The sequence below is a fragment of the Enorma massiliensis phI genome (genome assembly GCF_000311845.1).
In the GTDB taxonomy this organism is placed as follows: Bacteria; Actinomycetota; Coriobacteriia; order Coriobacteriales; family Coriobacteriaceae; genus Enorma; species Enorma massiliensis.
Genome location: NZ_HE978574.1, coordinates 1,504,025 through 1,530,641, shown reverse-complemented (window position 1 = coordinate 1,530,641; position 26,617 = coordinate 1,504,025). Strand labels below are relative to the sequence as shown.

Below are 26,617 nucleotides of genomic sequence, written 5' to 3'. Positions count from 1 at the left end.
AATTGCTCCAATGGCCGCTATGCCCGTCTCTCGCACTATAGCTGCCATGCTACTTCAAGCCGCCAATCAATTCCGAAAGCTCGTCTTCCATCTGCAGAAACTCATCGAGCAGTTCGTCTGAAGGACGAGGTGCTTCGTACTGGTAAAAGTAGCGCGTGAACGGGAACTCCGCTCCAGTCCGTATGACCTTGGGCGTTTCCTCGTCAAACCATTGGGCGTCAGGCACGTACGGGTGAACCTCACGGGCAAAGTAGTCTTCGACGGGCTCGGCCAAGCGTACGATCTCTGTGTCCTTGGTCGCCGGATCGTACTCGACGCTGCCGTCGCGCTTGTACCGAAGCGGTGCCTCCTTGTCGATGACCGAGAGGGCAAACATGACCTTCTCTATGACGGCCTTGCGCTGGGCGGGCGTTTCGCCCTTTCGATAGTCCGGCACGTCAGCAAAGAGCGTTTTCAGGTGTGCCTCAAACGCCTTGTGGTCGTACCAAACTTCATCACTCACGTTGTCACGTAGAATCTGCACCATCTGTTCGAAGACCGGCTCGGCCGCTTCGAGATCGGCTAGAAGTTTTGCTTCCTTGTCCTTGCGATCCGCCTCGTCGATGAGTCGCAGCTCCTTCACCTTCGCGGGGTCGTGCATGCCGCGCATGAACTGGCCCTCGCACATAGCATCAATGCGCTCGTCGCAGATGCAGTAGCTTCGCTGAAGAGGCTGGTAGACCGCATACTCCTTGTAAAGGAACTCTTCGCAGGGGAGAATGTGGCTGCGCTCGTTTTCCTCGAAGGCGTGATAGAGCCCCGTGATCTCCTCGGCCTGCTCTTCTGAAATGAACTTGCGCTTCTTGCCGAGCGAACGCCTCATCGGCTCCCAAATGTCGGTTGCATCGATGAGTTGCACCTTGCCGCGACGTTCCGCCCGCTTGTTGCGTGAGATAACCCAGATGTAGATGCCGATGCCGGTGTTGTAGAAGAGGTCGGTCGGCATGCCGATGATGGCTTCGACGTAGTCGTTTTCCAGCAACCAACGGCGCACCTGGCTTTCGCCCGATGTCGTTCCTCCCGAGAAGAGCGGGCTGCCGTTCGAGATGATGCACGCACGCCCGTATTGCGGATCGAGCTTGTAAATAACGTGCTGCATGAAAAGGAGCTGCATGTCGCCCTTCGCGGGAAGTCCCGCTGGGAATCTCCCGTTGGGCTTAAGGTGCTCCTTCTCCACGGCCTTCTCCACGCCCTGAGAGGCATCTTTGCCGCCCCACGGCTGTCCAAACGGAGGATTGATGAGCGACAGGCGCATGAACTCGCCTGGGAAACAGTCTTCCTTCATGGTGTCCGCAAGCTTGATGCGGTCCTCGCGCTGTCCCTTGATGAGCATGTCGGCAAGGCAGATGGCATGCGATTCAGGGTTGACCTCCTGACCGTACAGATAGACCGTCGCATCGGGGCACATCTCGGCGAGCTTCTCCTGGGCGCAGGAAATCATTCCGCCCGTTCCGCAGGCGAAATCCCCCACATTGATGTTCTTGCCAGGTTCGGTTAGGTCGTCGCATCCCTCGGCAAGGGCAAGGCGAACCATGAGTCGCACGATCTCGCGCGGAGTGTAGTGATCACCAGCCTCAGCATTCTCAGAAAAGCGTCGGATGATCTCCTCGAACATGTATCCCATGGCCACGTTGCTCACGGTATCGGGGTCGAGGTCGAGATCTGCGAATTTGCGTACCACTCCCGTGAGCTTGGCTCCCTTCGCCATCTTGTCAATTTGCTTCTTGAAGTCGAGGTCGCTGATGATCTGCTTGATGTTGGGCGAGAAAGAGTCAAGATAACTCTTGAAGTTTCGCGCAAGCGACTGCGGCTCAGCCAAGAGCTTGGCGAGCGTCCAGCGGCTGTAGTTGTAGAACGGGAATCCCGAAATCTTCCGTAGAACCGCATCGGGTGTGTGCTTGTTCTTCTCGTATGCGGAGCAGACGGCATCACGCGTATCCGCCATGGCGCATTCCAGTCGACGGATGATAATCATTGGAATGATGACGTCCTTGTACTTGTCCGATTGGTATGTTCCACGAAGACTGTTCGCTATGCTGAATACGGCATCTACCTGCCGCTTGACGTCGATGGAGCTCTCGCTTGCCACTGCTCTCGCTCTTCCTATAACAGACTGCTGCCGCAGAGGCAAGCAGAAACCGATAAGTATAACCAAACCATTTTACCAGCGAGAAGAATCGATGAGAGTGAGGCAATAGGCGGGTTATACTAGCGATTCCACAGGCGGGATAATCCGCTGCTGGTGAGCCAGCAAAACAAGCGCGTCTGCTCTTCTCGAGTTTTTTGCCGCCATCCCTGGCTGCTGGCCTGGCCGTGCGCTACCAACCTCGAGTTGTCCGCAGCCCGGCCGCCCACGCTCCGGGTGTGCGCCGCTGGCCGGGCGTGCCACACGCAGCCCACGCGCCCATGGGAGTCTCCCGTACGGCCAGCCGTCGGCTTCGGTCGGTCTTCGCATACGCGCCTACAGCAGCCCGCTTCGCGGTCTGCTTCCGGCCGCGTGCTCAGCCCGCCCTACGCCGCCGCCCGGCCTAATGCAAGGTCAACGGGGGCGCGTGGTCAGCGTGCGTCACGCCCGGCCAGCGGCGCACACCCTACGCGCGGTCGTCCGGTCTGCTGCCGTCACGCGCTCGTCCGCGCCCGTCCAGTCCATCAGCCAGCGCGGGCGGCAAAGGCTCACTGCGGCGGCAACTCAGCAGCCACCACACGCCACCGGCATCCGCCTCCCAGCCGCTCCACCAGCGGCCGACGCCCAGCAGCGCCCGCCAGAAGCCGTCCCAGAGCCGCGATAGCCCCTCTTGCGACCCCCGAACTCACCAGCTCCACAGAGAGCGCCTGCGGGCTCCTGGCAGCCCACCCGATGCCGCATGCCACCCCGGACGCCGCCGCACCTGAAGACCGCCTCCCCCGACGGAAGACGCCGCCCCAGCCGTTACAATTGCTCCTGCAATCGTCCACCGAAAGCGAGGCGAGCCCCATGGCCATGCCCACCACCATAGACGGCCGTGCGGCCATCCAGTCATCCCTCGTGCGGGCGTGAGGGCTCGAGGGCTACGCCCGCATACAGCGCACCGTGCGCGAGATCGACGTCAGCTCCGACGCCGACTTCCAGCGGTTCTACAACCGCTTCTACAGCGTGCGCAGGAACGCGGAGTGGCAGTCGAGCTACTACGCGATCATGGAGAGGGAGAAGGCCACCCCCTCCATGGCGTTCGGGGACGTGCTGCGCGAGATGCACGAGCTCACGGGCAATGTGGAGGCGTCCTTCACCAGCAAGATGATCGCCACGCTCCACCCCGACAGGCCGATATGGGACAGCCTGGTGCTCGCAAGGCTCGGCCTGAGGCTCAAGGGAACGACGGCGCAGGCCAAGCTCGAGAACGCCGTCGAGTTGTACGGACAGATCGCCTCCTGGTACGAGACCTACCTGGCCACGGAGGATGCCGAGAAGAACATACGGCTCTTCGACGAGCTCCTTCCCGACTACGCTTGGCTCACCCCCGTAAAGAAGGTCGACTTCCTCCTCTGGAGCGAACGCTAGGTATCCTCACCATTGGAAGCCCGAATCTGCCCCGAATCCGTTGACAGGTCGAGTTCCGTTTCGGCACCATTGCCGTTGCGGGGGAACGGAGGCGGATCATGGGAAAACCGTGCCCCAAGTACACGGCCGAGTTCAAGCGGCGCGCCGTGCAGCTCTACAACGAGAGGGGGACCACCTATGCGGAGGTCGCCCGCGAGATAGGCGTCGACCCGTCGAGCCTGGCCGACTGGGTCAGGCGGGCCGGAGTGGGGCGACAGGGCCGTTTGGGAGGAGCTCCGCCGCAAGGACCCGTACCCCTTCTGGCTCGACTGAAAAGCACACATTTTGTCCTATAAGCCTGATACGAGGCGCTGCTCGGCAACGACCTGCTGGACAGCGCCTTTCTTATGGATTTGCCCGGCGTTGCCGCTTCGCACCGTTTGTAGCGTATAGGGCGCAATGAATATGCGCGCGGACCCTGGCAGTCTAGTTCCCTCGTAGCGCGTGGCCAGCTCTAGCAATCTACCTGCGTCTTGCCGATCATGATGTTGAGGATCTCAACGTCGGTGGGCTTCATGCCCACGCGGCCCACATAGCCCATGCTCGCGATGGTTTCTTCGATGGTCTCCTGCACGATTCCCTCGCCCGCATGGAAGCTCTTGCCTGCCATGGCCATGCTGTGCCCCAGAATCGCCGCGTCCACCGAGGCAGAGATCTTGGCCGCGCAGCTCGACTTTGCGCCGTCGCACACGATGCCGCCAACATTGCCAAGGGTGTTCACTACGGTGGCGCCGATCTGCTCGAGCGTGCCCCCGCTCATCCAGGTGATGGCCGCGCCCGCGCCGCACGCCGCGCACACGGCGCCACAGAAGGCGGAAAGCTCGCCGATATAGCTCTTCACGTGGATGGCGACAAGGTCGGAGAGCGCGAGTGCGCGCAGTAGTCGGTCGCCCGTCACGCCCAGCTTCTCGGCGTATTCGAGCACGGGCAGGCAGGTGGTGATGCCCTGGTTTCCCGAGCCGCATACGATTACCACGGGCATGGCGCATCCGCTCATGCGCGCGTCGGACCCGGCTGCGGCGCGGGCGCGGGCGCGGTCCGCCACGTCATCCGGGCGGCTTGCCAGCAGCGTGCGTCCCACCTCGGCGCCCCAGGCATGCTCGAGCCCCTCTCGCGAGATGGCGTCGTTCAGTTCCATCTGGCGCATGAGCGCCGCTCGCGCGCCCGTGATTTCTCCATGCTCTGCAAAATCGATGATGCCCTCAAGGGATAGCGAGCTTCCCTGTGTGCGGGCGGCATCGGCCACCACGGCAGCGCACTCGGGCGCGTCCCAGGAGCCGGAGAGCTTTCGGTCGTCAAGGGCGCGCCAGACCACGTTGGTGTGGTGGTCTGAGATGATGATGTCGGCAGTGTGCCCCTCGGAGCGGGCCTTCACGCGGATATAGAGGTTTGGAACGTTCTCGGCGAGCGAGACGTCGGCGAACGCAGGGTCGGCGAGAAGCTCGGCCGTGCGGGCGCGCGCCGCATCGTCTACCGATTCCAAGACTTCGAGCGCGTTCTCGGGGTTGCCGCCAACCGCGCCAAGGGTGGCCGCGGCTTCAAGGCCGTGCATGCCACCGGAGTTGGGAACGGTGACGCTCTTCACGTTCTTGATGATGTTGCCGGAGCATTCGAGTTCAAGGTGCTCGGGCTCGCTGCCGAGCGTCTCGCGCGCGATCGCAGCCGCGTACGCCACGGCAATCGGCTCCGTGCATCCCAGCGCGCAGACGAGCTCTCGGTTCAAGATGCTGCAGTACTGCTCGTCACGGTCGGCAACGGTGGTGGAATCGATCTCGCAGGACATGTGTGCTCCTCGGCAACGGGGTTATGGCGTCCCCATTGTAGCGCCCGCGCCCGCTTGTGTGCGACGCGCGCCGTTCGCCCCGCGATTATGCGCGGCCGCGCGTCACATCCTGCACGATATCGGAGAGCTCTCGCTCCTGGCGCTCGTAGAATCGCTCTTCAATCTCGTTAAAGCTGGAGGCGAAGTCTGCCATGGAGCCCGACCATGTGGCGCGCACCGGCCTGCCCGTTCCCACGTAGGCGGTTTGGATGCCGCAGTCCGGGGTGGGGAAGTCGCGCTTAGGGTCGTTGCCAACCATGAGCACCTCATCGGGCTTGAGACCGAGCGATTCGATGGACTCGAGGTAATAGCGCGGGCTGGGCTTCACGCGCGTGCTGTTTTCCATGGTCGTGACGAGCTCGAACGGCATGTCGAGCATGTCTCCCCAACCCATGCGGCATTCGATGCAGGCGCGGCTGAAGCTCGGGTTGGTGAGGAGCGCCACGCGGAGCCCTCGGCCCGTGACCTCCTCGATAGCCGCGCGCGCTCCTTCCCGGGGGCGTGCGGCGATGATGGCGTCGTTGCGCTTCGGCAGAACCTCGCGCTCGTAGCATTCGAATGCATCGGCGATCACGGGGTCATCGATGGGCACGCCGCACCGCTGCCTGAGGGTGTCTACGAAAAACGCATAGTTGGTGCGATCATCGTCCTCGTCTCGTTCGTTCGCGTTGAGGTCGTAGAGCGACCCGCCGAGAGCTGCAAGCGCGGAAAACGGGTTCTTGCGCCCGATATCGCCGAGGAGCCGCGCCTCGTCGCGCACGTAGACGGCGAGAAATGCGCTCAGGTTGATGCTGAGCAGCGTGTCGTCCATGTCGAAGACCACCGCTTTGAGCACCAGCTACCTCCTTTTTCCTCGTCGAATCGTCGCCTTTTCCAAAGCCCGGCAGTGCCGGGTAACTCCTATGAGCTCTATTATCCCCACATGATGCCCATTTGTGCCCGTGATGATTCTTACGGTTCTGTCATGCAGATTATTGGCATGAGCGTTTGTTTGCGTTGTCGGGCGAGATTCGGACGTTCACCGCGTTCCCGGGCGACTTCTGGACGTTCAGGCCCCTCTACGCGTCCAAATCTCGCCCGAGAACTATCTGATTGTCCAAAAGTCGCCCGACAGCCCGCCGATGCCCAAAAGTCGCCCGGCAACGCTGCAAGCGTCCGAATCTCGCCCGAGAATGCCCTGCCATCGAACACCGCGCCCGAACGCGAGCGCCGCTTACCGTTCCGTTCGGACCGCTTGCGGAGCGGCTTTGGCAAAACGAGAGAAGGCGTGAAAAAATCCGTGCTCAACCTTGAAAAGCAGAGCGTTTCCACGTAATCTATTACTTCGTGAATGCATACGCTTCACATCCGTATCTGTTGGCCCCCGAGTGTTTTCCAGAGGGTGTGCGTAGGCGCGGTTTCGCCCTGTGCCCATCCGCAGGTCCTTGCAATCGGGGCCCCGTTGTTCGAAAGGGGTCCACCTTTGAGTGAGATTCAGAACACGTCCATCTTCTCGCTAGACGATATGAATGATGAGGAGATGAACAATCTCGTCGACGGTACCATTACCGACTTCGACGAGGGCGATCTCGTGAGCGGCACCGTGACGAAGATCGACAAGGACGAGGTCCTGGTCGACATCGGCTTCAAGTCTGAGGGCGTCATTCCGGTCCGCGAGCTGTCCATCCGCAAGGACGCTAACCCCGCAGACATCGTTTCGGTGGGCGATTCCATCGAGGCTCTTGTTATGACCAAGGAGGGCACGGACGGCCGTCTCGTGCTGTCCAAGAAGCGTGCTGAGTACGAGCGCGCTTGGAGCCGCATCGAGGAGAAGTTCCAGTCCGGCGAGAACGTCGAGGGCGAGGTCATCGAGGTCGTCAAGGGCGGCCTTATCCTCGACATCGGCCTGCGCGGCTTCCTGCCCGCCTCGCTCGTGGATCTTCGCCGCGTGAAGGACCTCCACAGCTACATGGGCACCTCCATCGAGGCTCGCGTCATCGAGATGGATCGCAACCGCAACAACGTCGTGCTTTCCCGCCGCGTGGTGCTCGAGGAGTCCCGCAAGGCCGAGCGCACCGAGATTCTTTCCAAGCTCAAGCCCGGCATGCGCCTCAAGGGCACCGTTTCCTCCATCGTGGACTTCGGTGCTTTCGTGGACCTCGGCGGTATCGACGGCCTGGTTCACATCTCCGAGCTCTCTTGGAACCATGTCAACCATCCCTCCGAGGTCGTCAAGGTCGGCCAGGAGATCGAGGTCGAGGTGCTCGACGTGGATCTCAACCGCGAGCGCATCTCGCTGGGCCTCAAGCAGACCACCGAGGATCCGTGGCGCGCGCTCGTCAAGAAGTACCCCACGGGTGCTGTGGTCGAGGGCACCGTCACCAAGCTCGTTCCCTTCGGCGCGTTCGTCGACCTGGGCGATGGCATCGAGGGCCTCGTGCACATCTCCGAGATGGCGCACAAGCACGTTGACCAGCCCAGCCAGGTGACCCACGTGGGCGCCAAGGTTCAGGTCAAGGTCATGGACATCGACCTTGAGCGTCGCCGCATCTCCCTCTCCATGAAGTCCGCTGCCGAGACCCTCGGTACGGAGATCGAGGTTGCTCCGCTCGAGAAGCCCGAGGAGAAGGCCGAGGACGCCGAGTAGCAGGCGCCTCGCGTTCTTTCGCGCATCAAAGCGCCCCAGTGCATTGCGCTGGGGCGCTTTTCTTTTATCTTCTTCAGGTATGATGGTTGGCGTTGCACGCAACGTAAACGGAGGCGTATGGAAACGGTATATGAGCGTGGCGCGTTCGAGCGTCCGGCTGTGCTCTTCGATTTCGATGGGACGATTGCAGATACCGGGCCCGCGGTGCTTTCTATCTCCCGGCGAGCGCTTGCTGCCCGGGGGTACGACCTCGAAGCGGTGGGCGATCTGCGCCAGCTCATAGGTCCGCCTCTCGTTGATGGCTTCATGCTCGTCACGGGCGGTTCGCGCGATGAGGCGCTTGAGCTTGTCGATGTCTATCGCGGGCTCTTCAACGAGTACGTTGCTCCAGACGACTATCCGCCGTTTCCGGGCATCCCCGAGCTGCTTCGCGCCCTATCAGATCGCGGCACCAAGATTGCGGTTGCGACGTCGCGCCTTGATGAGACCGCCCGCCAGATGATCGCCGCGCTCGATCTTCCGCCGTTCGACATCATCGCCGGCCGCCTTGAGCCGGGTCGCGCTACAAAAGCGGATTGCATCAGGGCCTGTCTCGACGGGCTGGGTATGGGCCCTTCAGACGCCGTGATGGTGGGCGATAGGCACCATGACGTATTGGGCGCTCACGAAGTGGGGCTTCCATGCATCGGCGTTTGGCGCGACGAACCTGCCCGCGCTGAACTTGCTGGGTCTGGAGCCGATGGTCTTTGCCGCGACGCTACCGAGCTCGGTTGGCTTCTGGGCGTGGACGGTGGTTTCATGGAGCGATTCGCCTGATTCCTGCATAAGCTCAAGGTGCCGGTTGTGCCGGCAGAGAGGAGTAAACAGTGGACAAGACGCTTGAAGAACGAGTAGACGCCTATATCGATACGGTCTGGGACCAGGTGCTTGCCGACATCGCCGAATTGGTGGGCTGCCCGTCGGTTGCGGATACTTCGCTGGCGGAGCCCGCGGCGCCTTTCGGTCCCGACGTTCGCCGTGCGCTTGATTGCGCTCTGGGCATCGCGCGGAGGTTGGGGTACGACACCGCCGACGACGAGGGCTATCTGGGATGGGGCGATATCGCGGGGGAGCGCCCCGAGCAGGTTGCCACCATCGCGCACGTGGATGTTGTGCCTGCTGGCCCTGGCTGGTCGACCGATCCCTTCAGCATGGAGCGCCGCGAGGGCTGGCTGCTTGGCCGCGGGGTAATCGACGACAAGGGGCCGGCGGTGCTATCGCTCTATGCGGGCGCGTTCTTCCTGCATGAGGGCATCACCCCACGCTACAGCTTCCGTGCGCTTCTAGGATGCGACGAGGAGGCGAGCATGTCGGATGTGAAGCATTACCTTGCGGGACACGAGTGCCCTGCCTTCCTTTTCACGCCCGATGCCTCATTCCCGGTCTGCAATGCCGAGAAGGGCTGCTTCGGCGGTTCCTTTGTGAGCGGACCGATTGCGGATGGCGTCATCCGCTCGTGGAGCGGTGCCGAGGCAACCAACGCTGTCCCCAGTGAGTCCGTGCTTGTCGTGGGCGTCGATGCCTCCGCATTGCCCGCGCCCCGCATGAATGCGGACCGTCTGACCATCGAATCGACGGCGCCCGGCGAGGCCCGCATCCTCGCTCGGGGTATCGGAGGACACGCCTCGCTCCCTGAGGGAACGCTCAACGCCATCGGCTTGATCGTCTCCTATCTTGGGGAGATTCGCGAGCTGCTTGCCCCTGCAGAGCGCGACTACCTTGCGCTGCTCGAGCTGGTGCACGCCGATACGGCCGGCGAGGCGGTGGGGATTGCCTGTTCAAGCACTGCGTTCGGTGCACTCACCTTGAACGCTGGGACGATCGCGGTCCGGCCGGATGGCCGCATCGAGCAGACGATCGATGTTCGTTTTCCGGATGCGACGACGACCGGTGCCATGGAGGCGACGCTAACCCAGCTCGCGTCTCGTTTCGGGGCATCGTTCGTGCTTGGGCGTTCTAAGGATCCCTTCTCCGTCGATGCCGGGCACCCTGCGGTTCAGGCGCTGCTCGATGTGTATCGTGAGGTAACGGGAAGGGAGGCCGAGCCCTTCTCGATGGGCGGCGGCACCTATGCCCGCAATTTCGCCCGAGCCGTCTCCTTCGGCCCAGAGGACGAAGAGCTGGAGCTGCCAGCCTGGGCTGGTTCGATGCACGGACCGAATGAGGCTGCAAGTGAGGAGGCGCTCAAAGAGGCGCTTAAGATCTATATTCTGGCGCTCGTACGGCTTATGGGCTTAGAGCTTTAGCATAAGGGCGGCATGATGGAGCAGATTATCTATATAGCGGTCATTGCTGCCGCCATGGTGTTCGGCTGGCTTCTCAGCCAGCGCCGGCAAGCATCGCGTAAGGGCGACGAGCATGCGGTGGCGCGTCGCACGCGCAAGCCGCGCCCGAGGAAGCGCTCGTAGCCGGCCTGGATCGCTTTGGATTCGCGTCGTTTCGCGGGGCCTAGGTGCGACCCCGCGAAACGCGCGCTTAGCTTTCGAGCTGTTCAGATACCTCGAGCCATGCGGTCTCGAGGTCGTCAATGGCGGTACGGGCTTCATCGATTTTGCGCTGCTGTGTTTCGAGCGCGAGGTAGTCGGTCGGGTCGACGGCGGCCATCTGGGCTTCGAGCTCGTCGATGCGCTTGCGCTGGGTGTCCATGCGGCGCTCGAGCGAAGCGGCTTCCTTGCGCAGGCGCTGGCGCTCGGCGTTGGAGAGGCCGGTCGAGGCAGTTCCGTCAGGTTTCGCGTCGGACTTGCCGGCGCCAGTGCGGGCAAACGTAGGCGATCCTCCTTGGCCACCGCTCAATCCCGCGCTGCTTGCGAGGCGCAGGTACTCGTCCACGCCGCCCGGGACATGCCGTAGGTGCCCGTCGATGAGGGCGAACTGCTGGTCCGTTACGCGCTCCATGAGGTAGCGGTCATGGGTGACGAGGATGAGGGTGCCGGGCCAGCCGTCGAGCAGATCCTCTACGATGGCGAGCATGTCGGTATCGAGGTCGTTGCCGGGCTCGTCGAGGATGAGCACGTTGGGCTCTTTGAGGAGCGTGAGCATGAGCTGTAGCCTGCGCCGCTGCCCACCGGACAGGTCGCCGATGCGGCTCCAGAGTTGCTCCTGGGTGAACCCGAGCCGTTCCAAGAGCTTTTCAGGGCTTGTCTCTTTGCCGTCGATGATATAGCTGCGCTTATAGCGGCTCAGCACTTCGCGAATGGTGTCGTTGAGGAGAGGCTGAAGCTCGTCGAGCTGTTGTGAGAGCACGCCGAAGCGCACGGTCTGCCCGATCTTCACCCGTCCAGACAACGGCTTGAGCTTGCCCTGAATGATGTCGATCAGCGTCGATTTCCCGGCTCCGTTTTCGCCGAGCAAGCCAAAGCGGTCGCCCGCTCCAATAAGCCAGGTAACATTCTCGAGCACGGGTTTGTCTGCCCGCTCGTTCGGCACCTCTTGACGGTGCTCGCTGCCATTTCGCTCCTTCAGGGGGTCGGGATAGCCCGCAGTCACATCGAGCACATCGATAACTTGCTTGCCGAGCCGCGCCACAGCGAGGCGCTTGAGCTCAAGTTCGTTTCGCAAGGGCGGCACATCGGCAATGAGCTCGCGCGCTGCCTCGACGCGGAATTTCGGTTTGGTGCTTCGCGCTTGCGCTCCGCGGCTCAGCCACGCGAGCTCCTTGCGGGCCATGTTGCGCCGGCGTTCTTCCTCTACCTGAGCTCGGCGGTCCCGCTCAACGCGCTGAAGGATGTAGGCAGAGTAGCCTCCCTCGAACGGGTCGACCGATCCATCGTGGACTTCCCACATCGAGGTGCAGACCTCATCGAGGAACCATCGGTCGTGCGTGACCATGAGCAGCGCGCCCGCGCCCGCCTGCCAGCGGGTTTTCAGATGGTGGGCGAGCCAGTTGATGGTGCGCATATCGAGATGGTTGGTGGGCTCATCGAGCATGAGAACGTCGTAGGTGCCGATGAGCAGGCGCGCAAGATCGACGCGCCGGCGCTGGCCGCCCGAGAGCGTGCCGACCGCACCCTCCCACGGGACGTCGGGAATAAGCCCGGAAAGGATTTCTCGCACGCGCGGCGAAGAGGCCCACTCGTACTCGGGTGCGCTCCCCACCACCGCGTGGCGCACGGTATCGGAGTCATCGAGGCTGTCGCGCTGGCCAAGAAGCCCTACGGAAAGGTTCCGCCGGTGGGTTACACGCCCATCGTCGGGTTCAAGTATTCCGGCAAGCAAATTGATGAGTGTCGACTTGCCATCGCCGTTGCGGCCAACGATGCCGATGCGATCGCCCTCATTAACACCGAGGGTGACGTTTTTAAAGACGCGTTTTGTGGGAAAGTCCAAAGATATGCTGTCGCAGCCCAGAAGGATTGCCATGTCATGCCTTTCGAAAGCGCTGGAGAGGAGGCCCAGGCAATCGCCGATTCAACGGCGCGCTGGGCTGATCGCGTGTGGTGTATCCGACTGCCTATCCTAGCAGACTGGCGTGGAGGTCGTAGGGTCGAGAGTGGGGTGCCGCGCGCCCGCTCGGCGCCGTTTGGATACAATAGGTGCGTTTGCGCAGTCGGACGCACGGGGGAGCAGGCATGATTAAAGCCGCCTTTTTCGATATCGATGGTACGCTGCTGAGCTTCAAGACGCATGCCATGCCAGAGTCTACGAAGCACGCGCTTCGCGCCCTGCGCGAGCGCGGCATCAAGACGGTCATCTCGACAGGCCGCTCGATGCTCGAGCTCGTTGACGAGCTAAAGAACGGGTTCGATGCCTATATCACGCTCAACGGCCAGCTCTGCCTCGATGAGACGGGTGCGTATCGCGATGTGCCGGTTGACGCCGAGGATGCCCGAACCATTGTGGAGCATGCGTACCGGGAGCGTCGCTACGATATCTTGGTGCAGCAACCCGAGGCAAGTTTCGTGAGCCGCCTGAGCGATCGTGTGCGCACGGTTGGCGATAAGGTGGGCATTCAGTACCACGAGGAAAGCTACGAGAAAGCGCTCTCGGCACCGATCTACCAGTTCTGCGTTTTCGTCGATCCGGGCGAGGAGCACGTGTTTCTCGATTACACCCACAACGTGAAGGCGACACGCTGGACCGAGCTGTTTTGCGACGTGGTGCCGCGAGAAGGCGGTAAGGCATATGGCGTTGCCGCCACGCTGGAACGATTTGGCCTTGAGCCCGAGGAAGCGGTCGCCTTTGGAGATGGGGAGAACGACCTCTCCATGTTCGAGGCGGTGGGAACGAGCGTGGCTATGGGCAACGCTTGGGATTCCGTGAAGGAGCGGGCAACGTTCGTAACCAATGATGTTGACGACGACGGCATCTATCATGCTTGCCGCCGTTTGGGCCTTCTGTGACGTGCTTCATATGCTAGCGGGTGCGTATGGGGATCGACGGGGCGCATTCATGCTGCGGGGCCGTCAGGTTGCGTCGAGTCGGATTGCTAAAAACCGGGCGCTAGGGCTAGACTATCAAGCCCGGTCAATAGTAATGCCCCCGCACCCTATAAGTGCTCGAGCCGCTAGTCCTTCTTTAGATTTGGAATGATGCGCTTTACGATCCACCAAATCGCAACGACGATCACGATGGCGATAATGATGTATTTCACAACGTCGGATACCCACTCGGCCTGAGCGGTCACGGTTTCCCAAGCGCTTCCCGCCGCCGCGCCGAGCGAGCAGAGCACCGTGTTCCAAACGGCCGATCCGAACAGCGTGTACAGGGCGAACTTGACCATGTTCATGCGCGCCACGCCTGCGGGAATGGAGATAAGGCTGCGAACGATGGGCACGAAGCGGCAGATGAGCACCGAGATCTGGCCGCGTCGGTCGAACCAGTCAATGGCCTTGGCAATATCGTCGCCCTTGAAGCCCAAAAGACGCATGGGCTTCGTCTCGAAAAGCCGCATGAGGCGATCGCGGTTCAGCACATAGCCGATGCCGTAGAGAATGTAAGCGCCGAGCACCGACCCGGCGGTCGCAGCGATGATGACGCCGGGCAGGACCATGTCGGTCGTAGTGGTGAAGAAGCCTCCGAGCGGCAAGATGAGCTCGCTCGGAATGGGCGGGAAAATATTCTCAATAAAGATAAGTGCGCCCACGGCGAAGTAACCGAACTGGTCGATGAAATTGAAGAACAGCTCTTCCATTGATATCCCTTCATAGGGGCAGCCCCGATCGGGCTTCCCAATTGCCTGGAAAAGTGTAGCCCATGCATGGCAATGGGGCGGATATTACACGGTACCTCCGGAAGCCAGGTGCGCTGAAGCATAGACCGAGCAGCCTCGTACGACGGCGTTTCGCGCGGTGCCTGATCAGGCGGTGTGGCCTTCTGCCGAGCGCTTGGGGATCCAGCGCATGCGCATGAGCGCATCGAATGGCGGGGTGAGCGCCGGGATCGCGCAGAGGACCGTGATGCCTCCGCTCAGAGCGAGGATGATGGCTGATCCGATGAGCGGGTCGAGCAGAATGGGCAGGTGGTAGAAGGGCGTTTGAAAGGTAAGCCAGGCGCGGATGAGGCGATGGAGCACATAGACCTGCAGCGTGCGGGCGCCCAGAACGGTGAGCTTGCTCGAGGCCTTCGGTACGAGCTTAAGGGTGGCAAGCGAGAATAGCACGGCAATGGCGGTTGCCGTGAGCCGCGCCGCCACGCCGGAAGCGATGCCGCTTCGATACGGGTTGTCTCCATAGACCATCTGGAAGAACCAGTCGTAGGCGTGAGCGTCTGCGATGCGCAGCAGCGCGATGCAGACTGCCGCCACGACTGCTGCCCAGAGCTCTCGGCGATATGAGAGGTGCTCGAGCTGCTCGGTTGTGCAGTAGTATCCAAGGCTGAAGAAGGGGAGGAAAGCGAGCGAGCGGCTGATGGCGAGGAAGCCGTTCGAAAGATCGATGCAGCCCGAGGCGAGCGATGCACAGAGGCTCACCGCAAGCCCGGCGGGCGCTGGCAGGCGGGAGAGCATGGGTGTCGCCGCGTACCACCACGCCATGCCGATGAGGTACCACGGTGCGGAGGTGAAGAGCAGCATGCGTTGCGGCGTGAGCATGCCGCTGATGGCGAGGTACGCCGCCTGGTATGCAAGGCCGAGCACAAGGAAGGAGATCATGCGGTTCACATTGAGGTGCCCCTCGCGATAGGCTCCCTTGGCGAAAAGGCCCGACATGAACACGAAGAGCGGCATATGGAAGAGGTATATCACGTCGAATGCCGCGCTGAGTGCAAGGTTATCGTTGTGAACGGGATGCATGAAGTGGCCTGCGACCACAAGGATGATGAGCACGCCCTTGATGTTATCGAATAACGCGATGCGTTTTGCCAAGGTTTCCCCTCCTCGTACAACGCCGCGCGGGCGGCATCCGCGCGGCGCGCACGATTATACCCGCATGGCGCGCATGGCGTTCAGGATGGCGATGATCGCCACGCCCACATCGCCGAATACGGCAAGCCACATGTTGGCGATGCCGAGCGCCGCAAGCACGAGAATGGCAATCTTGATGCCGAGCGCAAAGATGATGTTCTGCCAGACGATGCGCATTGTTCGCCGGGCGACGTTCATGGCGCGGGCAATGTTCGAGGGCTTGTCGTCCATGAGCACGACATCGGCCGCTTCGATGGCCGCGTCCGACCCCATGGCGCCCATCGCGATGCCCACGTCTGCGCGCATGAGCACGGGGGCATCGTTGATGCCGTCGCCCACGAACGCGAGCTTTGCGCCGTCGCGCTCGAGCGAGAGCAGGCGCTCGACCTCGTCAACCTTGTCCTGCGGCAGCAGCTGTGCGTGCACCTCGTCGAGTCCGAGTTTGGCTCCAACCTCCTCGGCAACATCGCGTCGGTCGCCGGTAAGCATGACGCACGATTTCACGCCAGCGGCATGGAGGTCGCGGATGGTCTGCTCGGCATCGTCTTTTACCGTGTCGGCGATCACGATGTTGCCAACATAGCGGCCGTCGACGGCGACGTACAGAATCGTCCCGATCTGCTCACTTTCCTGCCAGGCGATTCCGTGTTCGGACAAGAGCTTATCGTTGCCAACGAGCACGCCTTTCCCGTCGACCATGGCAAAGACGCCGTGGCCGGACTCTTCGCGCACGTCGCGCACGCGGTCTTGGTCGATGCCGGTGGCGAGCGCTTCCTTGATGGAAACGGCGATGGGGTGGTCGCTGAACGCTTCCGCGTGAGCGGCGGCATCCAGAAGGCTTGCCTCGTCGATGCCTTCTTCCGGGCAAACGGCAACGACCTTGAATGTGCCGGAGGTGAGCGTGCCGGTCTTATCGAAGACCACGGTGTCAACGTTCGAAAGCAGCTCGAGATAGTTTGATCCCTTCACAAGGATGCCGAGTCTCGAGGCCCCGCCGATTCCGCCGAAGAAGCTGAGCGGCACCGAGATGACGAGTGCGCAGGGGCAGGACACTACGAGGAAGGTGAGGCCGCGAAGCAGCCAGTCGCTCCAGTGCCCCATGCCAAGCAACGGCGGGATGATGGCGAGGGCGAGCGCCGCAAAAACGACGATAGGGGTGTATACGCGGGCGAACCGGGTGATGAAGTTCTCGGTCTTCGCCTTCTTCTCGCTCGCATTCTCCACAAGTTCGAGGATGCGATGCACAGTGGATTCGCCGAACGGCTTTGTGGTGCGGACGCGCAGCGGTCCCGTCATGTTGATGCACCCGGATATCACGTTGTCGCCCACTTCGACATGGCGAGGGACGCTCTCGCCGGTGAGGGCGGCGGTGTCGAGCTGGCTTGCGCCGTCTGCCACGACGCCGTCAAGCGGCACGCGCTCGCCCGGCTTGACCACGATGATGCCGCCGACGGGGACATCGTTCGGATCGACCTCGACGAGCTCGCCGTCGCGCTCGATGTTGGCGTAGTCGGGGGCGATGTCCATCATGCTGGCGATAGACTTGCGACTCTTGCCCACCGCATAGCTTTGGAAGAGTTCTCCTACTTGGTAGAACAGCATGACGGCGCAGCCCTCTGCAAGCTGAGGCTCGGTCTCGGGGAAGCAGATGGTGGCAAAAGCGCCGATGGTGGCGACGGTCATGAGGAACGCCTCGTCGAAGGCTTCGCCGCGCCGAATGTTGCGCCATGCCTTGCGCAGCACGTCATGGCCGGCGATAAGGTAGGGGATGAGGTAGAGCGCAAATTCCCCGTAGGTGGCGTAGCTGCCGAAGAGCGCGTTCCATAGGCCGAGCTTCTCGGCGAGCATTATGGCGAAGAAGAGCGCGATGGCGACGAGGATACGGTTGCGCCACCTCCGTTGCTTCTTGTTCACAGTACGTTGCTCCTTCCTGGACACGGGCCTTGAAACGTGAGGCCGCAGGGATGCTGCTAGCGCAGGATCTCGCAATCCGGTTCAAGGTCTGCGGTGAGCTTAACCACGCGGTCGAGCACGTTGTCGAAGATGTTGTCTGGCGCGGAAAGCGTGAGCTTCTGGGTCATGAAGTTGACGCTCGCGCTCTCCACGCCTTCGAGCCCGTTGATGGCGTCTTCGAGTTTCCGCGCGCAATTCGCGCAGTCGATCTCGTCGAGCTTGAATGATTTACGCATGGTTGCCCCTTTCTTTCTGCCGGGTGCCCCGGCGCGGTTCCCAGCTGTTGGAACTTACTCGCAGATGTGGCTCATGCCCTGGTTGAGCATGGTGTAGACGTGGTCGTCGGCGAGGGAGTAGTTGATGTTGCGCCCGTCGCGCCTGAACTTCACGAGGCGCGACTGCTTGAGGATGCGCAGCTGGTGCGATACGGCGCTTTGCGAGGTCTCGGTGGCCTCCGCGATGTCGGAGACGCTGAGCTCGCGGCCCATGAGGGCGTAGAGAATTTTGATGCGCGTCGTGTCGCTAAAGATTTTGAAGAGGTCGGCGAGGTCATAGAGGAGTTCCTCATCGGGCATTTCTTCCGGAGTCTCGTTGGATGCGCCTTGCTCCTGGAGTTCTTCTGTCATAGTCTCATCTCTTCTCATATGAACACGCGTTCAGATATTAGATGACTATGATTATATGAACGTATGCTCATATGTCAAGAAAATTATCGTAAGAATCGCGATTTCTTTTTGCGCCGCAGGCAGATCCTTTTAGCGCCACGGACAAAACCTCTTTGCGCCGCAGACAAAGCTCCGCGCGCTGGGGCGCGTGCAGGCAGAGCTCCGCGCGCTGGGGCGCGTGCAGGCAGAACCCCGGCGGTTCGAGCGCATGCAGACAAAACTTGCCTCAAAGGATCGAATTTTATGAAGCAAGGCGAGTAGACCAAGAATGCGCAAGTCATATACCTGCGAAAACGCCAGCGAAGAGTTGAGGGATAGGAGCATGGCGGTCCAAAATCCGATCCTTTGAGGAAAGTTTTGATGTTCCCCGGCATCGGGGAGGCGCGCTAGCAGACAGTACGCTCGTGGCAAGACGAAATGGCTGCGAAAAAAGCGACGGCGTCGTGGGTGTGACGGGATTGAGGCGCGGTGCTTACACTGCTGGTCCCTGCACGAACCAGATGACCTCAGATTGGCATGGGCCAAGCGAATGGTCTAGGCGCAGCGCCGCCGCGGCGCCCGGTCGGAACGAGAGACGCGAGCCGGTAAGGTATTCCGTTACGCGGTCGACGAAGGGGATGTGCCCCACCACGATCAGGCAATCGGCATCGGTTTGACGCACATGCTCGATGAATCGCTGCTCATCCTGGTCGAAAAGGTAGCTATATGAGGTGATGGTGCGTTCTCCCAATACTGCCGCAACCTCTTGGGCCGTCTGCCGGGCGCGTAGCGCCTCGCTTGCCCAAAGCGCAGCTTCGCGGCGTTCATCGCTGCTCAGCAATGCGAAAGTACGCGGGAATCCCTGCGGACCGGCAAGTGCGGCGCGACCGGCGTCGGTCAGCGACCGCTCAATATCCGGCACTGCTGCCGAGGACGGCTCGGCCTGACCATGTCTCACAAGAATCAACGTCTTAACCATGCATGCCTCCTCGTAAGCGCGCTGCACCCGCGATCTGGGGCAGCGGCGCAGCCGTTATGCCGCTGATGTGAACTCTACCACGGCATACGGCTCGCCGTCACTGCCGTTGAGTGCAACGACGAATCGTCCGTCTTCCTGCCCGACCATCGGGTAGATTGTGTCATCGAGGACGGCGGCGCGCCGGTAGTCTACGCGAATGCTCACGGGGTCGAGCTCGCGAGGGAGCACTTCGAGTGCCATCTGCACGTACTGCCCGTTGTTGACGTGTTCGTTGGTGTCGATCTGGTGCAGGCGCACCGTGAGCGGCTCGCAGGAAGTGGGCACGGCGGGCACCCGCACGCGGCGCTCCTCGTCGGGCATCTCGAGCGGTTCCGCCGTTCCGTATGCCTTGACGAGCTCCGGATCGGGGCGCATAAGGCGGCCTTTCCTAAAATCCATGAACGCCCAGGTCGAACGGGCGCGCGCGATGAGCTCGCCCTGCGCGCCGCGCATATAGAAGAATCGCGTTGCCGCAACACCCTTGAAGGAGCTCGGGAAGGTGCCGACAACGACGTGCTCGCAGAGGCCGGGGTAGCGGTCGATAACGATTTGCCAGTGCGTGAGCACCCAGCCCTGACGCTCTTCGTGGAGTTTCCCGATGTTCATGCCGATTTCGGCCGACTGGAAGGTGCTGCAATCCTGAAAGCAGTTGATGAGCGCGGGAATCGTGAGCGTGCCGCGGTGATCGACCTCGCTATAGCGGATGCGGGTGTTAAGCTCGTACACCGGAGCCCCGTCTCGCGGCGCCTGATACGTCATGAATGCTCCTCATGCATGATCTCGATGGAACCGTGCCGGGCGGCTGCGCCCGCGTTGTAATCCATGAGCATAGCACGTGCGGCACGCGAACGAAATCGGGTACGCCGTGCGCGCGTTAGCTGATTTGTGACACAAACCCATCGAGCGAGGTTCCGCCGTTCATGCGTACGCGCGGTAGCGCGCGAACGTCGTCGCCAATGTGAGCCCAGCTGTTTTTAGTGGTGAAAGCGCAGAGGATACCGGCTTCTTCGACCGCGGCACGGCCATCGTCGGTCACATCGCCGAAGGGGTATGCGAACGCCTCAGTGGTGCCGAGAATCTGCTGTGCGTGCTCCAGATCCTCGACGATCTCGTCTTTGCTAAGCGCGCTGATGAGACCGCCGTGCCCCACGGTACCGCCAGGCTGATGCAGCCCGAAGGAGTGCGACTGGAACGAGATGTAGGGGTTCTGGTACGTTACCACGACGTCACCCGCGTCGCTGTTGTTGCAGATGATGAACGATGTCACCGGAATGTGGTACTTCTCGAAGAGCGGGCCTCCGAGCGTGAAAACGCCGTTTTGCCCGTCGTCGAAGGTGAGGACGATGCTTTTGGCCGGCAAGCTGTGGGTGCCCTCGATGAACGCCTTGAGCTCCGGGTAGGAGGGGAAGTAATAATCGTTTTCGGAAAGGTAGGCGAGCTGCGCATCGAGGTCGGTGTCGAGAATATAGTTGGCGTTGAGGTCTTCGGGAGGGTTGTCTGCGCTGTAGACATAGTGGTACATGACGATCGGGATGCCGTCCTGCTGGGTCTCCATGTCGTCTACCACATGTATCGTGCGTGTTGCTTCGGCGACGTGGCCGGAGGAATCTTTGACGCGATAGGTGACGGTGTAGTCTCCCGCTTGGGACGTGTCGACATCGCCCGAGATCTCGATCTTGTCATTCAGAATGCCGTCCGTGGGCTCTGCTGCGTGGGCACCGGCCTCAAGATACTCCTCGCCGGTGAGCACATAGGTGTCTTCGTCGCCATTGAGCCCGATTACGATGTCGCCGGGATCAGCAACGGCTTCTTGTATGGTTGATGGCTCGTTTCCATCTTGTGCTTGAGAGGCATCGCTCGAGAAGATGCCGGCGACCACCGCGCCAATGTTCCACAGGGCAAAGGCGAGCACGGCGAGAACGCAGGCTCCTGCGATGATGGGTGCAATGCCGCGCGCGCTTCTCCTCCGTGCGGCCGCCGTCCTGCGTCCGGGCTGTTGCCGCCTGTACCCGGGCTGCTGCCTGTACCCGGGGCGCTGGCTGCCTTCGGGCTGTTGCCTCCTATGCCCAGGCTGCTGCAGCGAAGGAACCTGCTGGTTCCTCGGCGCCCTCGGGCGGGCGGGATGGGCGTTTGGGAGCTGTCGAGAGCCGTGAGCGGATTGATCGCTCCGGAGGTCCCGGCGTGGTTGACGTCCGGTAGGCCGTGGTCGCGCCGCAGGGTGTGTCTCGCTGTGCATCAAAGGCGATCCATGCTTGCCGCGTGGTGCCCGTCGCATGTGCGGATGCTGCCCCGCATCTCTCCGCGGTGTGCGGTCGTTCATAGGTGCCCCCGTACCTCTTGTTGTTCCCTAGCGATATTGTAGCAAGCGGCTTGCGATCAGTTGCTTACATGGCGCTGCGCGCATTCTTCGAGTGAGCGCGATTTCGCTTTCCAGATGATTGTGGCGATGCCGCGCGGGCTCTCGGGGCAGCCACGCCGAAGCCAGAGCCAGATCACCGACGCCACGCCCGAGAGCATCATTTCGCGCGCATAATCCTCGGGCACGTCTCCGTAGTCCACCGTGATGCCGTGCTGCCGCGCGCTGCGTTCGACCAACTCTCCGATGAGCGCCTTCATCTGCTCGTAGATGCGCTGATCGGTGCCGTTGTCGGTGAGGGCGGCAAGAAGGGCGTAGTGGTCGCGCGCATAGACGAGGGCGGCCTGCACGCGCTCGAAGGGTATGGGCTCCACCGCGCCCGGCTCATCCGCCGGCACCTCGCGGTCCTCGCCTTCCGCATCGGCCGCGACGCCTTCCTCTCCGAGCACGATATTGGTGAGGTCCTCGAGCACGCCGTTGATCAGCTGCTGCACAAGATCGTGTTTGTCGGTGTAGTGCGCGTAGAAGGTGCCACGGTTGACGCCCGCTCGCCGCGTGATGTCGCTCACGGAGATGGTTTCGAGGCCGCGCTCTGCAAGGAGCTCGGTAAGCGCCGCACGGAGACGTGGCTCGGTGGTGGTGCGACGAATCTGGTTTGCCATAGTGCCCTCCTCGAAGCGCGTGTTCTTCATGTGGAGATGAACCCTAAATCAACAGGTGAGGAATATCTGTCGATGGACTTAAAACAACACGTTGTCTATTTTATTCCGCAACGAGTGTCGGATGCAACCTTCCCCTATGGATGGCGGGGCGCTCGAACTCGTAGGCGGACAGGCACGCGGGCATGGCCCGCGAGAAGAGAGGACGTGGCTGATGGCATACATCGAAGTGCAGAATGAGTGCAAGCGATACCGAGCAGGAGGAGGCGTAATCTGCGCCAACGATCATGTGAGCTTCGAGGTCGAGCGCGGCGAGCTCGCTATCGTGCTCGGCGCGTCGGGTGCGGGGAAGTCGACCGTGCTTAACATTCTCGGCGGTATGGATACCTGCGACGAGGGGCGCGTGGTTATCGACGGGACGGACATCGCGGGATATTCGGCCCGCGAGCTCACCCGCTACCGACGCGAGGACGTGGGCTTCGTCTTCCAGTTCTACAACCTCGTCCAGAACCTCACCGCCAAGGAGAACGTCGAGCTGGCGAGCGAGATCGTCGCAGATGCCCTCGACACCGTGGAGGTGCTCCAGATGGTGGGGCTCGGCAAGCGCATGGACAACTTCCCCGCGCAGCTCTCGGGCGGCGAGCAGCAGCGCGTTGCCATCGCCCGCGCCGTGGCGAAAAACCCCAAGATCCTCTTGTGCGACGAGCCCACGGGTGCCCTCGATTATCGCACCGGTAAGCAGATCTTGCAGCTTCTGCAGGATATGAGCAGGGTGCGCGGGGCAACGACGGTAATCGTGACACACAACTCGGCGATTGCCCCCATTGCCGACCGCGTGATCCATATGCACGACGGGCACGTGACGGCGGTCGAGCTCAACGAGCGGCCGCAGGCCATCGCGGATATCGAGTGGTAGGTGGGGCGGATGAGCAGGAAGAATAGGAAGGTACCGCGCGGCAAGCGCATGCTTTGGCGCGACATCAAGCGCACGGTAGGCAAATCGCGCGGGCGCTTCGTGTCGATCGTGTTGCTCATGGCCCTTGGTGCCTTCGCGCTCGTGGGTCTCAACGTGGCGGGCCCGGATATGCGCATCACGGGCAGGCATTACTTCGACACATACAACGCGGCGGATCTTACCATTATTGGAGGTCTGGGAATTGATGAGAGCGACGAGGCCGTGATCGAGCGGGCATCGGGCATCTCGGATGTCGAATATGGCTACATGAAGGACGTGACGGTTGCAGGCACGCATAATGCGGTGCGCGTGAGCTCGCTGCCGGAGCGCATCTCGCAGTATGAGGTGGTCGAAGGCAGGCTTCCCGAGGAAGCAGACGAGGTTGCGATCTCCACGACCATAGCGGACGAGCATCCGGTAGGTTCGACCATCGTCTTCGCCGAGGAGGAAGACGTAAGCGGTGATTACGCGCTCACGCGGCACGATTTCACCGTGGTGGGTGTGGTGAACTCGTCGGAGATCGTCTCGAACCTCAACATGGGCCAGTCTCAGGCGGGCACCGGCGATCTTGCCGGCTTTGCCGTGGTAACTGACGATGCCTTCGATGTTGACTATCACATGGTGGCGCGCTTGCGTTTCGACGACACCGAGGGCCTCGACCCGTATGGCCAGGAGTATCTGGATAGGGTCGCGGCGCATAAGGAGGAGCTCGAGAAGCTGCTCGAGGGCCGCGGGGCGCACCGGCTTGCCGTGGTGCAAGGTCAGTTTGACGAGCAGATCGCCGACGGCCAGGCGCAGGTCGACGATGCGCGTGCGCAGCTTGATGACGCCGCGGCGGAGCTCGCGGGCGCCTCCGCCCAGCTTGCAGATGCTCGCGAGCTGATCACATCCTACGAGGGCGAGCTCGCGGACGCCGCTGCTCAGCTTGCGGATGGTCGTGCCGCGCTCGATGCGACGTGGGGTCAGCTTGAGACGGCGAAGGCCCAGCTGGATGCCGGCCGCGCCGAGCTTGATGCAAGCGAGCAGCAGCTTGCTGTTGCGGCGCGGCAGCTGGCGGACGGCCGGCGGGAGCTTGCAGAGAAGCAGCAGCAATACGACGAAGGCGTGGCCGAAGCCGATGCCGCGCAGCAGCAGGTCGATGCCGAGCGAAAGAAGCTCGAAGGGGGCAAGGCCCAGTACGAGCAGGGGATTGCCCAGCTTGAGGCCGCAATTGGGCAGGCGGGAGCGGCAGGCGAGGACACGACGGCGCTCGAAGCGCAGCTCACGCAACTCAAGGCGGCGTATGAGGCATTCATGAACGTGGACGCCGACCAAGGCACCGCCGGTGACGATGGCGGCTACTACGCCTGCATCCAGGCGATCGATGCTGCGCAAGACGAGCTTGACGGCAAGCGGGCGGAGCTTGCATCGGCTGCCGAGCAGCTCGCAGAAGCGGGCCGGCAGCTCGCCCAAAAGCAACAGCTCTACGAAGCCGGATATGCGGCGTACCAGAAGGGCGTCGCTTCGTACAACGAGAACCTCGGTGCCTACCAGAGCGGGCTCGCCGCATGGCAGGCCGGGGCGGAGGAGCTTGCCGCCAAGACGGGCGAATATGATGCCGCCGCCGAAAAGATCGACGCGGCGCGAGAGGAGCTTGCCGCGAATCAGACGGCCTACGAGGACGGGCTTGCCCAGTACAACGAGGAGCTTCCCGAGGCGGAGCAGGAGATTTCCGATGCCGAGGAGGAGCTTACCGACGCCCGCGAGGCGCGCGACAGCATCGATTCGCCCCTGTATACCGTTTATAACCGCCGCGAGGTCCCCGGTTCAGAGGGCTATACTGTCTACGCGACCATCTCCGAGATCGTCGATGCCATCGCTCGCATCTTCCCGTACTTCCTCTACTTCGTGGCCGCGCTCGTGACCTTCACCACCATGACGCGCATGGTCGACGAAGAGCGCATCAACGCCGGCACGCTCAAGGCGCTCGGCTACGACGACCGCGATGTCATCAAGAAGTTCTCGTTCTACGGTGCGGTCGCGGGCCTTACGGGCACGGTGATCGGCGTGCTTGCCGGCCATACGCTTCTGCCCCTCATCGTGTGGGCCGCGTACGCGCATGCCTACACCATGCCGCTCATCGAGCTCCATATTTACCCCGGGGTGACGCTGCTTGCGTTCGCGTTCTGCTTTATCGCCGCGGTGCTTCCCGCCATCATCGTGGCGAAGCGGGAAGTGCGCGAGAAGCCCGCGGCGCTGCTGTTGCCCAAGCCCCCTGCGGCGGGGTCGAAGATTCTGCTCGAGCGCGTGGGGCCGGTGTGGCGCCGCCTTTCCTTCACGCAGAAGGTCACGGCGCGCAACCTCTTCCGCTACAAGAGCCGCGCGCTCATGACCATCGTGGGCGTGGCGGGTGCCGCGGCGCTCCTGTTCACGGGCTTTTCGGTGCAGCACTCCGTGGGCGGAATCGGTGACCGGCAGTTCGGCGAGCTCATCGACTACGATCTTATCGTGGCCGAGGGCGCGCACGTGTCGGACGAGGAGCAGGCAGCGATCAGCGAGGTCCTTGCATCGGATGAGGTGTCGAGCTATGCGCCCATCCGCTACGAGAGCGTCTCCAAAGAGGCGGGCGACAAGGGCGACACGCAGAGCATCACGCTGCTCGTGGCGCAGGACGGCATGGACCTCTCGGATTACATCGACCTCAGGAACCGCGTGACGGGCGAACCGCTCGATCTGCCCTCCGACGGCGCCGTGATCTCAGAACGCCTGGCGGACCTCACGGGTGTCGAGGTGGGCGATACGCTTACCTTCAAAGATGCCGATGGGGCCGACCACGAGGTGCGTGTTTCGGGCATCTGCGAGATGTACGTCATGCATTTCATGTTCATGAGCGAGAGCTGCTATGAGCAGGTATTCGGGCAGGTATTCGATTCGAACGCCTACGTGGCCAAGCTAGCCGACGGCAGCCTTTCGAACACGCAGACCATGGCGGCCCGCTTCATGGGGCTCGACGGTGTGGCGGGCGTGGTGCAGAACACGATGTATATCAACCAGGTGAACACCATCGTGCGATCGCTCAACATGATCATGGGGGTGCTCATCGTAGTCGCTGCGATGCTCGCGGTGGTGATCGTCTACAACCTGGTGACCATCAACGTGAGCGAGCGCATCCGCGAGCTTTCGACCATCAAGGTGCTCGGGTTCTACGAACGGGAGGTGACGATGTACATCTATCGCGAGACCATCCTGCTCTCGTTGATCGGCGTGCCGGTGGGCTGGGGCGCGGGGCGCATCCTGCAGCTCTATATCATTCGCGCGGTGCCACCGGAGGAGCTTATGTTCAACCCCGCATGCGGCGCGCTTGCCTTCACGATGCCGGTGCTCGTGGTGGCAGCCGTGGTGATCGTGATGTACTTCGTGGTAAACCGAAAGCTCAGAAACGTCGACATGCTGGAAGCGCTCAAGAGCGTGGACTAAGGCAAGGTGCACGCTTCCGTCAGGGATCGAGGGGACGGGCAGCGTCCGTAACCCGCATCCCCTCTCGCCGACAGCCCTGTAAGGCCTAAGCGCATGGCATCCCTCTGCGCACGCGGCGGCCCTTGCCCCGAGCG

Annotated in this window: 23 protein-coding genes; 9 read left to right on the top strand and 14 right to left on the bottom strand. The window is 62.1% G+C overall.

Features of this window, described 5'->3' with window-relative positions; translation table 11 throughout:
• Window positions 1–49 precede the first annotated feature (49 nt).
• Window positions 50–2,128 (bottom strand): type I restriction-modification system subunit M, encoded by a 2,079-nt coding sequence (locus tag HGEM_RS06420; protein WP_019128606.1) that lies wholly within the window; start codon window positions 2,126–2,128, stop codon window positions 50–52.
• A 584-nt stretch (window positions 2,129–2,712) separates the two neighbouring features.
• Window positions 2,713–3,051, bottom strand: a complete 339-nt coding sequence (locus HGEM_RS10250; protein ID WP_019128605.1) for a hypothetical protein — start codon at window positions 3,049–3,051, stop codon at window positions 2,713–2,715.
• A gap of 58 nt (window positions 3,052–3,109) precedes the next feature.
• On the opposite strand from HGEM_RS10250, the gene HGEM_RS06415 reads away from it, so the two are divergent.
• Window positions 3,110–3,577, top strand: a complete 468-nt coding sequence (locus HGEM_RS06415) for a hypothetical protein (RefSeq protein WP_019128604.1) — start codon at window positions 3,110–3,112, stop codon at window positions 3,575–3,577.
• A 98-nt stretch (window positions 3,578–3,675) separates the two neighbouring features.
• On the top strand, window positions 3,676–3,912 hold the full coding sequence (locus HGEM_RS10680; protein ID WP_019128603.1) for a transposase: 237 nt from the start codon (window positions 3,676–3,678) through the stop codon (window positions 3,910–3,912).
• A gap of 158 nt (window positions 3,913–4,070) precedes the next feature.
• On the opposite strand, the gene HGEM_RS06405 is transcribed toward HGEM_RS10680, so the two are convergent.
• Entirely contained in the window at window positions 4,071–5,399 is a 1,329-nt protein-coding gene (locus HGEM_RS06405) for an L-cysteine desulfidase family protein (RefSeq protein ID WP_019128602.1), read from the bottom strand.
• Between the two features lie 85 nt (window positions 5,400–5,484).
• Window positions 5,485–6,273 (bottom strand): HAD family hydrolase, encoded by a 789-nt coding sequence (locus HGEM_RS06400; RefSeq protein WP_019128601.1) that lies wholly within the window; start codon window positions 6,271–6,273, stop codon window positions 5,485–5,487.
• Window positions 6,274–6,900: 627 nt separating this feature from the next.
• On the opposite strand from HGEM_RS06400, the gene rpsA reads away from it, so the two are divergent.
• The 4 genes from rpsA to HGEM_RS10245 all read left to right on the top strand — a co-directional run bounded on the left by rpsA (window position 6,901) and on the right by HGEM_RS10245 (window position 10,511).
• On the top strand, window positions 6,901–8,064 hold the full coding sequence (gene rpsA / locus HGEM_RS06395) for a 30S ribosomal protein S1 (RefSeq protein WP_019128600.1): 1,164 nt from the start codon (window positions 6,901–6,903) through the stop codon (window positions 8,062–8,064).
• A 117-nt stretch (window positions 8,065–8,181) separates the two neighbouring features.
• Window positions 8,182–8,880: an HAD hydrolase-like protein gene (locus HGEM_RS06390; RefSeq protein ID WP_019128599.1), complete on the top strand. Its 699-nt coding sequence runs from the start codon at window positions 8,182–8,184 to the stop codon at window positions 8,878–8,880.
• 50 nt (window positions 8,881–8,930) lie between these two features.
• Complete coding sequence (locus HGEM_RS06385) at window positions 8,931–10,349, top strand: Sapep family Mn(2+)-dependent dipeptidase (protein ID WP_019128598.1); 1,419 nt, start codon at window positions 8,931–8,933, stop codon at window positions 10,347–10,349.
• Between the two features lie 12 nt (window positions 10,350–10,361).
• Window positions 10,362–10,511 (top strand): hypothetical protein, encoded by a 150-nt coding sequence (locus tag HGEM_RS10245; RefSeq protein ID WP_022349510.1) that lies wholly within the window; start codon window positions 10,362–10,364, stop codon window positions 10,509–10,511.
• Between the two features lie 67 nt (window positions 10,512–10,578).
• Here HGEM_RS10245 and HGEM_RS06380 read toward each other — a convergent pair whose 3' ends face one another.
• Window positions 10,579–12,462: an ABC-F family ATP-binding cassette domain-containing protein gene (locus HGEM_RS06380; protein ID WP_019128596.1), complete on the bottom strand. Its 1,884-nt coding sequence runs from the start codon at window positions 12,460–12,462 to the stop codon at window positions 10,579–10,581.
• 209 nt (window positions 12,463–12,671) lie between these two features.
• On the opposite strand from HGEM_RS06380, the gene HGEM_RS06375 reads away from it, so the two are divergent.
• Window positions 12,672–13,442: a Cof-type HAD-IIB family hydrolase gene (locus HGEM_RS06375; protein ID WP_019128595.1), complete on the top strand. Its 771-nt coding sequence runs from the start codon at window positions 12,672–12,674 to the stop codon at window positions 13,440–13,442.
• A gap of 164 nt (window positions 13,443–13,606) precedes the next feature.
• Here HGEM_RS06375 and HGEM_RS06370 read toward each other — a convergent pair whose 3' ends face one another.
• The 9 genes from HGEM_RS06370 to HGEM_RS06330 form a co-directional block, all read right to left on the bottom strand.
• Window positions 13,607–14,233, bottom strand: coding sequence for a DedA family protein (locus HGEM_RS06370; protein WP_019128594.1), 627 nt, complete (start codon window positions 14,231–14,233; stop codon window positions 13,607–13,609).
• Between the two features lie 165 nt (window positions 14,234–14,398).
• Window positions 14,399–15,403 (bottom strand): acyltransferase family protein, encoded by a 1,005-nt coding sequence (locus HGEM_RS06365; RefSeq protein WP_019128593.1) that lies wholly within the window; start codon window positions 15,401–15,403, stop codon window positions 14,399–14,401.
• 54 nt (window positions 15,404–15,457) lie between these two features.
• Window positions 15,458–17,356 carry a heavy metal translocating P-type ATPase gene (locus HGEM_RS06360; RefSeq protein ID WP_019128592.1) on the bottom strand — a complete coding sequence of 633 codons (1,899 nt, stop codon included), beginning with the start codon at window positions 17,354–17,356 and terminating at the stop codon, window positions 15,458–15,460.
• Window positions 17,357–17,412: 56 nt separating this feature from the next.
• Window positions 17,413–17,631 (bottom strand): cation transporter, encoded by a 219-nt coding sequence (locus tag HGEM_RS06355; protein ID WP_019128591.1) that lies wholly within the window; start codon window positions 17,629–17,631, stop codon window positions 17,413–17,415.
• 54 nt (window positions 17,632–17,685) lie between these two features.
• Entirely contained in the window at window positions 17,686–18,021 is a 336-nt protein-coding gene (locus HGEM_RS06350) for an ArsR/SmtB family transcription factor (RefSeq protein ID WP_019128590.1), read from the bottom strand.
• Between the two features lie 511 nt (window positions 18,022–18,532).
• The gene (locus HGEM_RS06345; RefSeq protein ID WP_019128589.1) at window positions 18,533–19,018 is read right to left on the bottom strand and encodes a SixA phosphatase family protein; all 486 of its coding nucleotides are present in this window, start codon (window positions 19,016–19,018) and stop codon (window positions 18,533–18,535) included.
• Window positions 19,019–19,072: 54 nt separating this feature from the next.
• Entirely contained in the window at window positions 19,073–19,816 is a 744-nt protein-coding gene (locus HGEM_RS06340; RefSeq protein WP_019128588.1) for an acyl-[acyl-carrier-protein] thioesterase, read from the bottom strand.
• A 115-nt stretch (window positions 19,817–19,931) separates the two neighbouring features.
• On the bottom strand, window positions 19,932–20,969 hold the full coding sequence (locus HGEM_RS06335; protein ID WP_019128587.1) for an immunoglobulin-like domain-containing protein: 1,038 nt from the start codon (window positions 20,967–20,969) through the stop codon (window positions 19,932–19,934).
• Between the two features lie 464 nt (window positions 20,970–21,433).
• Entirely contained in the window at window positions 21,434–22,075 is a 642-nt protein-coding gene (locus tag HGEM_RS06330) for a TetR/AcrR family transcriptional regulator (protein WP_019128586.1), read from the bottom strand.
• A 211-nt stretch (window positions 22,076–22,286) separates the two neighbouring features.
• Here HGEM_RS06330 and HGEM_RS06325 point away from each other — a divergent pair, with 211 nt between their 5' ends.
• Window positions 22,287–22,988 (top strand): ABC transporter ATP-binding protein, encoded by a 702-nt coding sequence (locus HGEM_RS06325; RefSeq protein ID WP_019128585.1) that lies wholly within the window; start codon window positions 22,287–22,289, stop codon window positions 22,986–22,988.
• A 9-nt stretch (window positions 22,989–22,997) separates the two neighbouring features.
• Window positions 22,998–26,483 (top strand): FtsX-like permease family protein, encoded by a 3,486-nt coding sequence (locus tag HGEM_RS06320; protein ID WP_051008450.1) that lies wholly within the window; start codon window positions 22,998–23,000, stop codon window positions 26,481–26,483.
• Window positions 26,484–26,617: the final 134 nt, after the last annotated feature.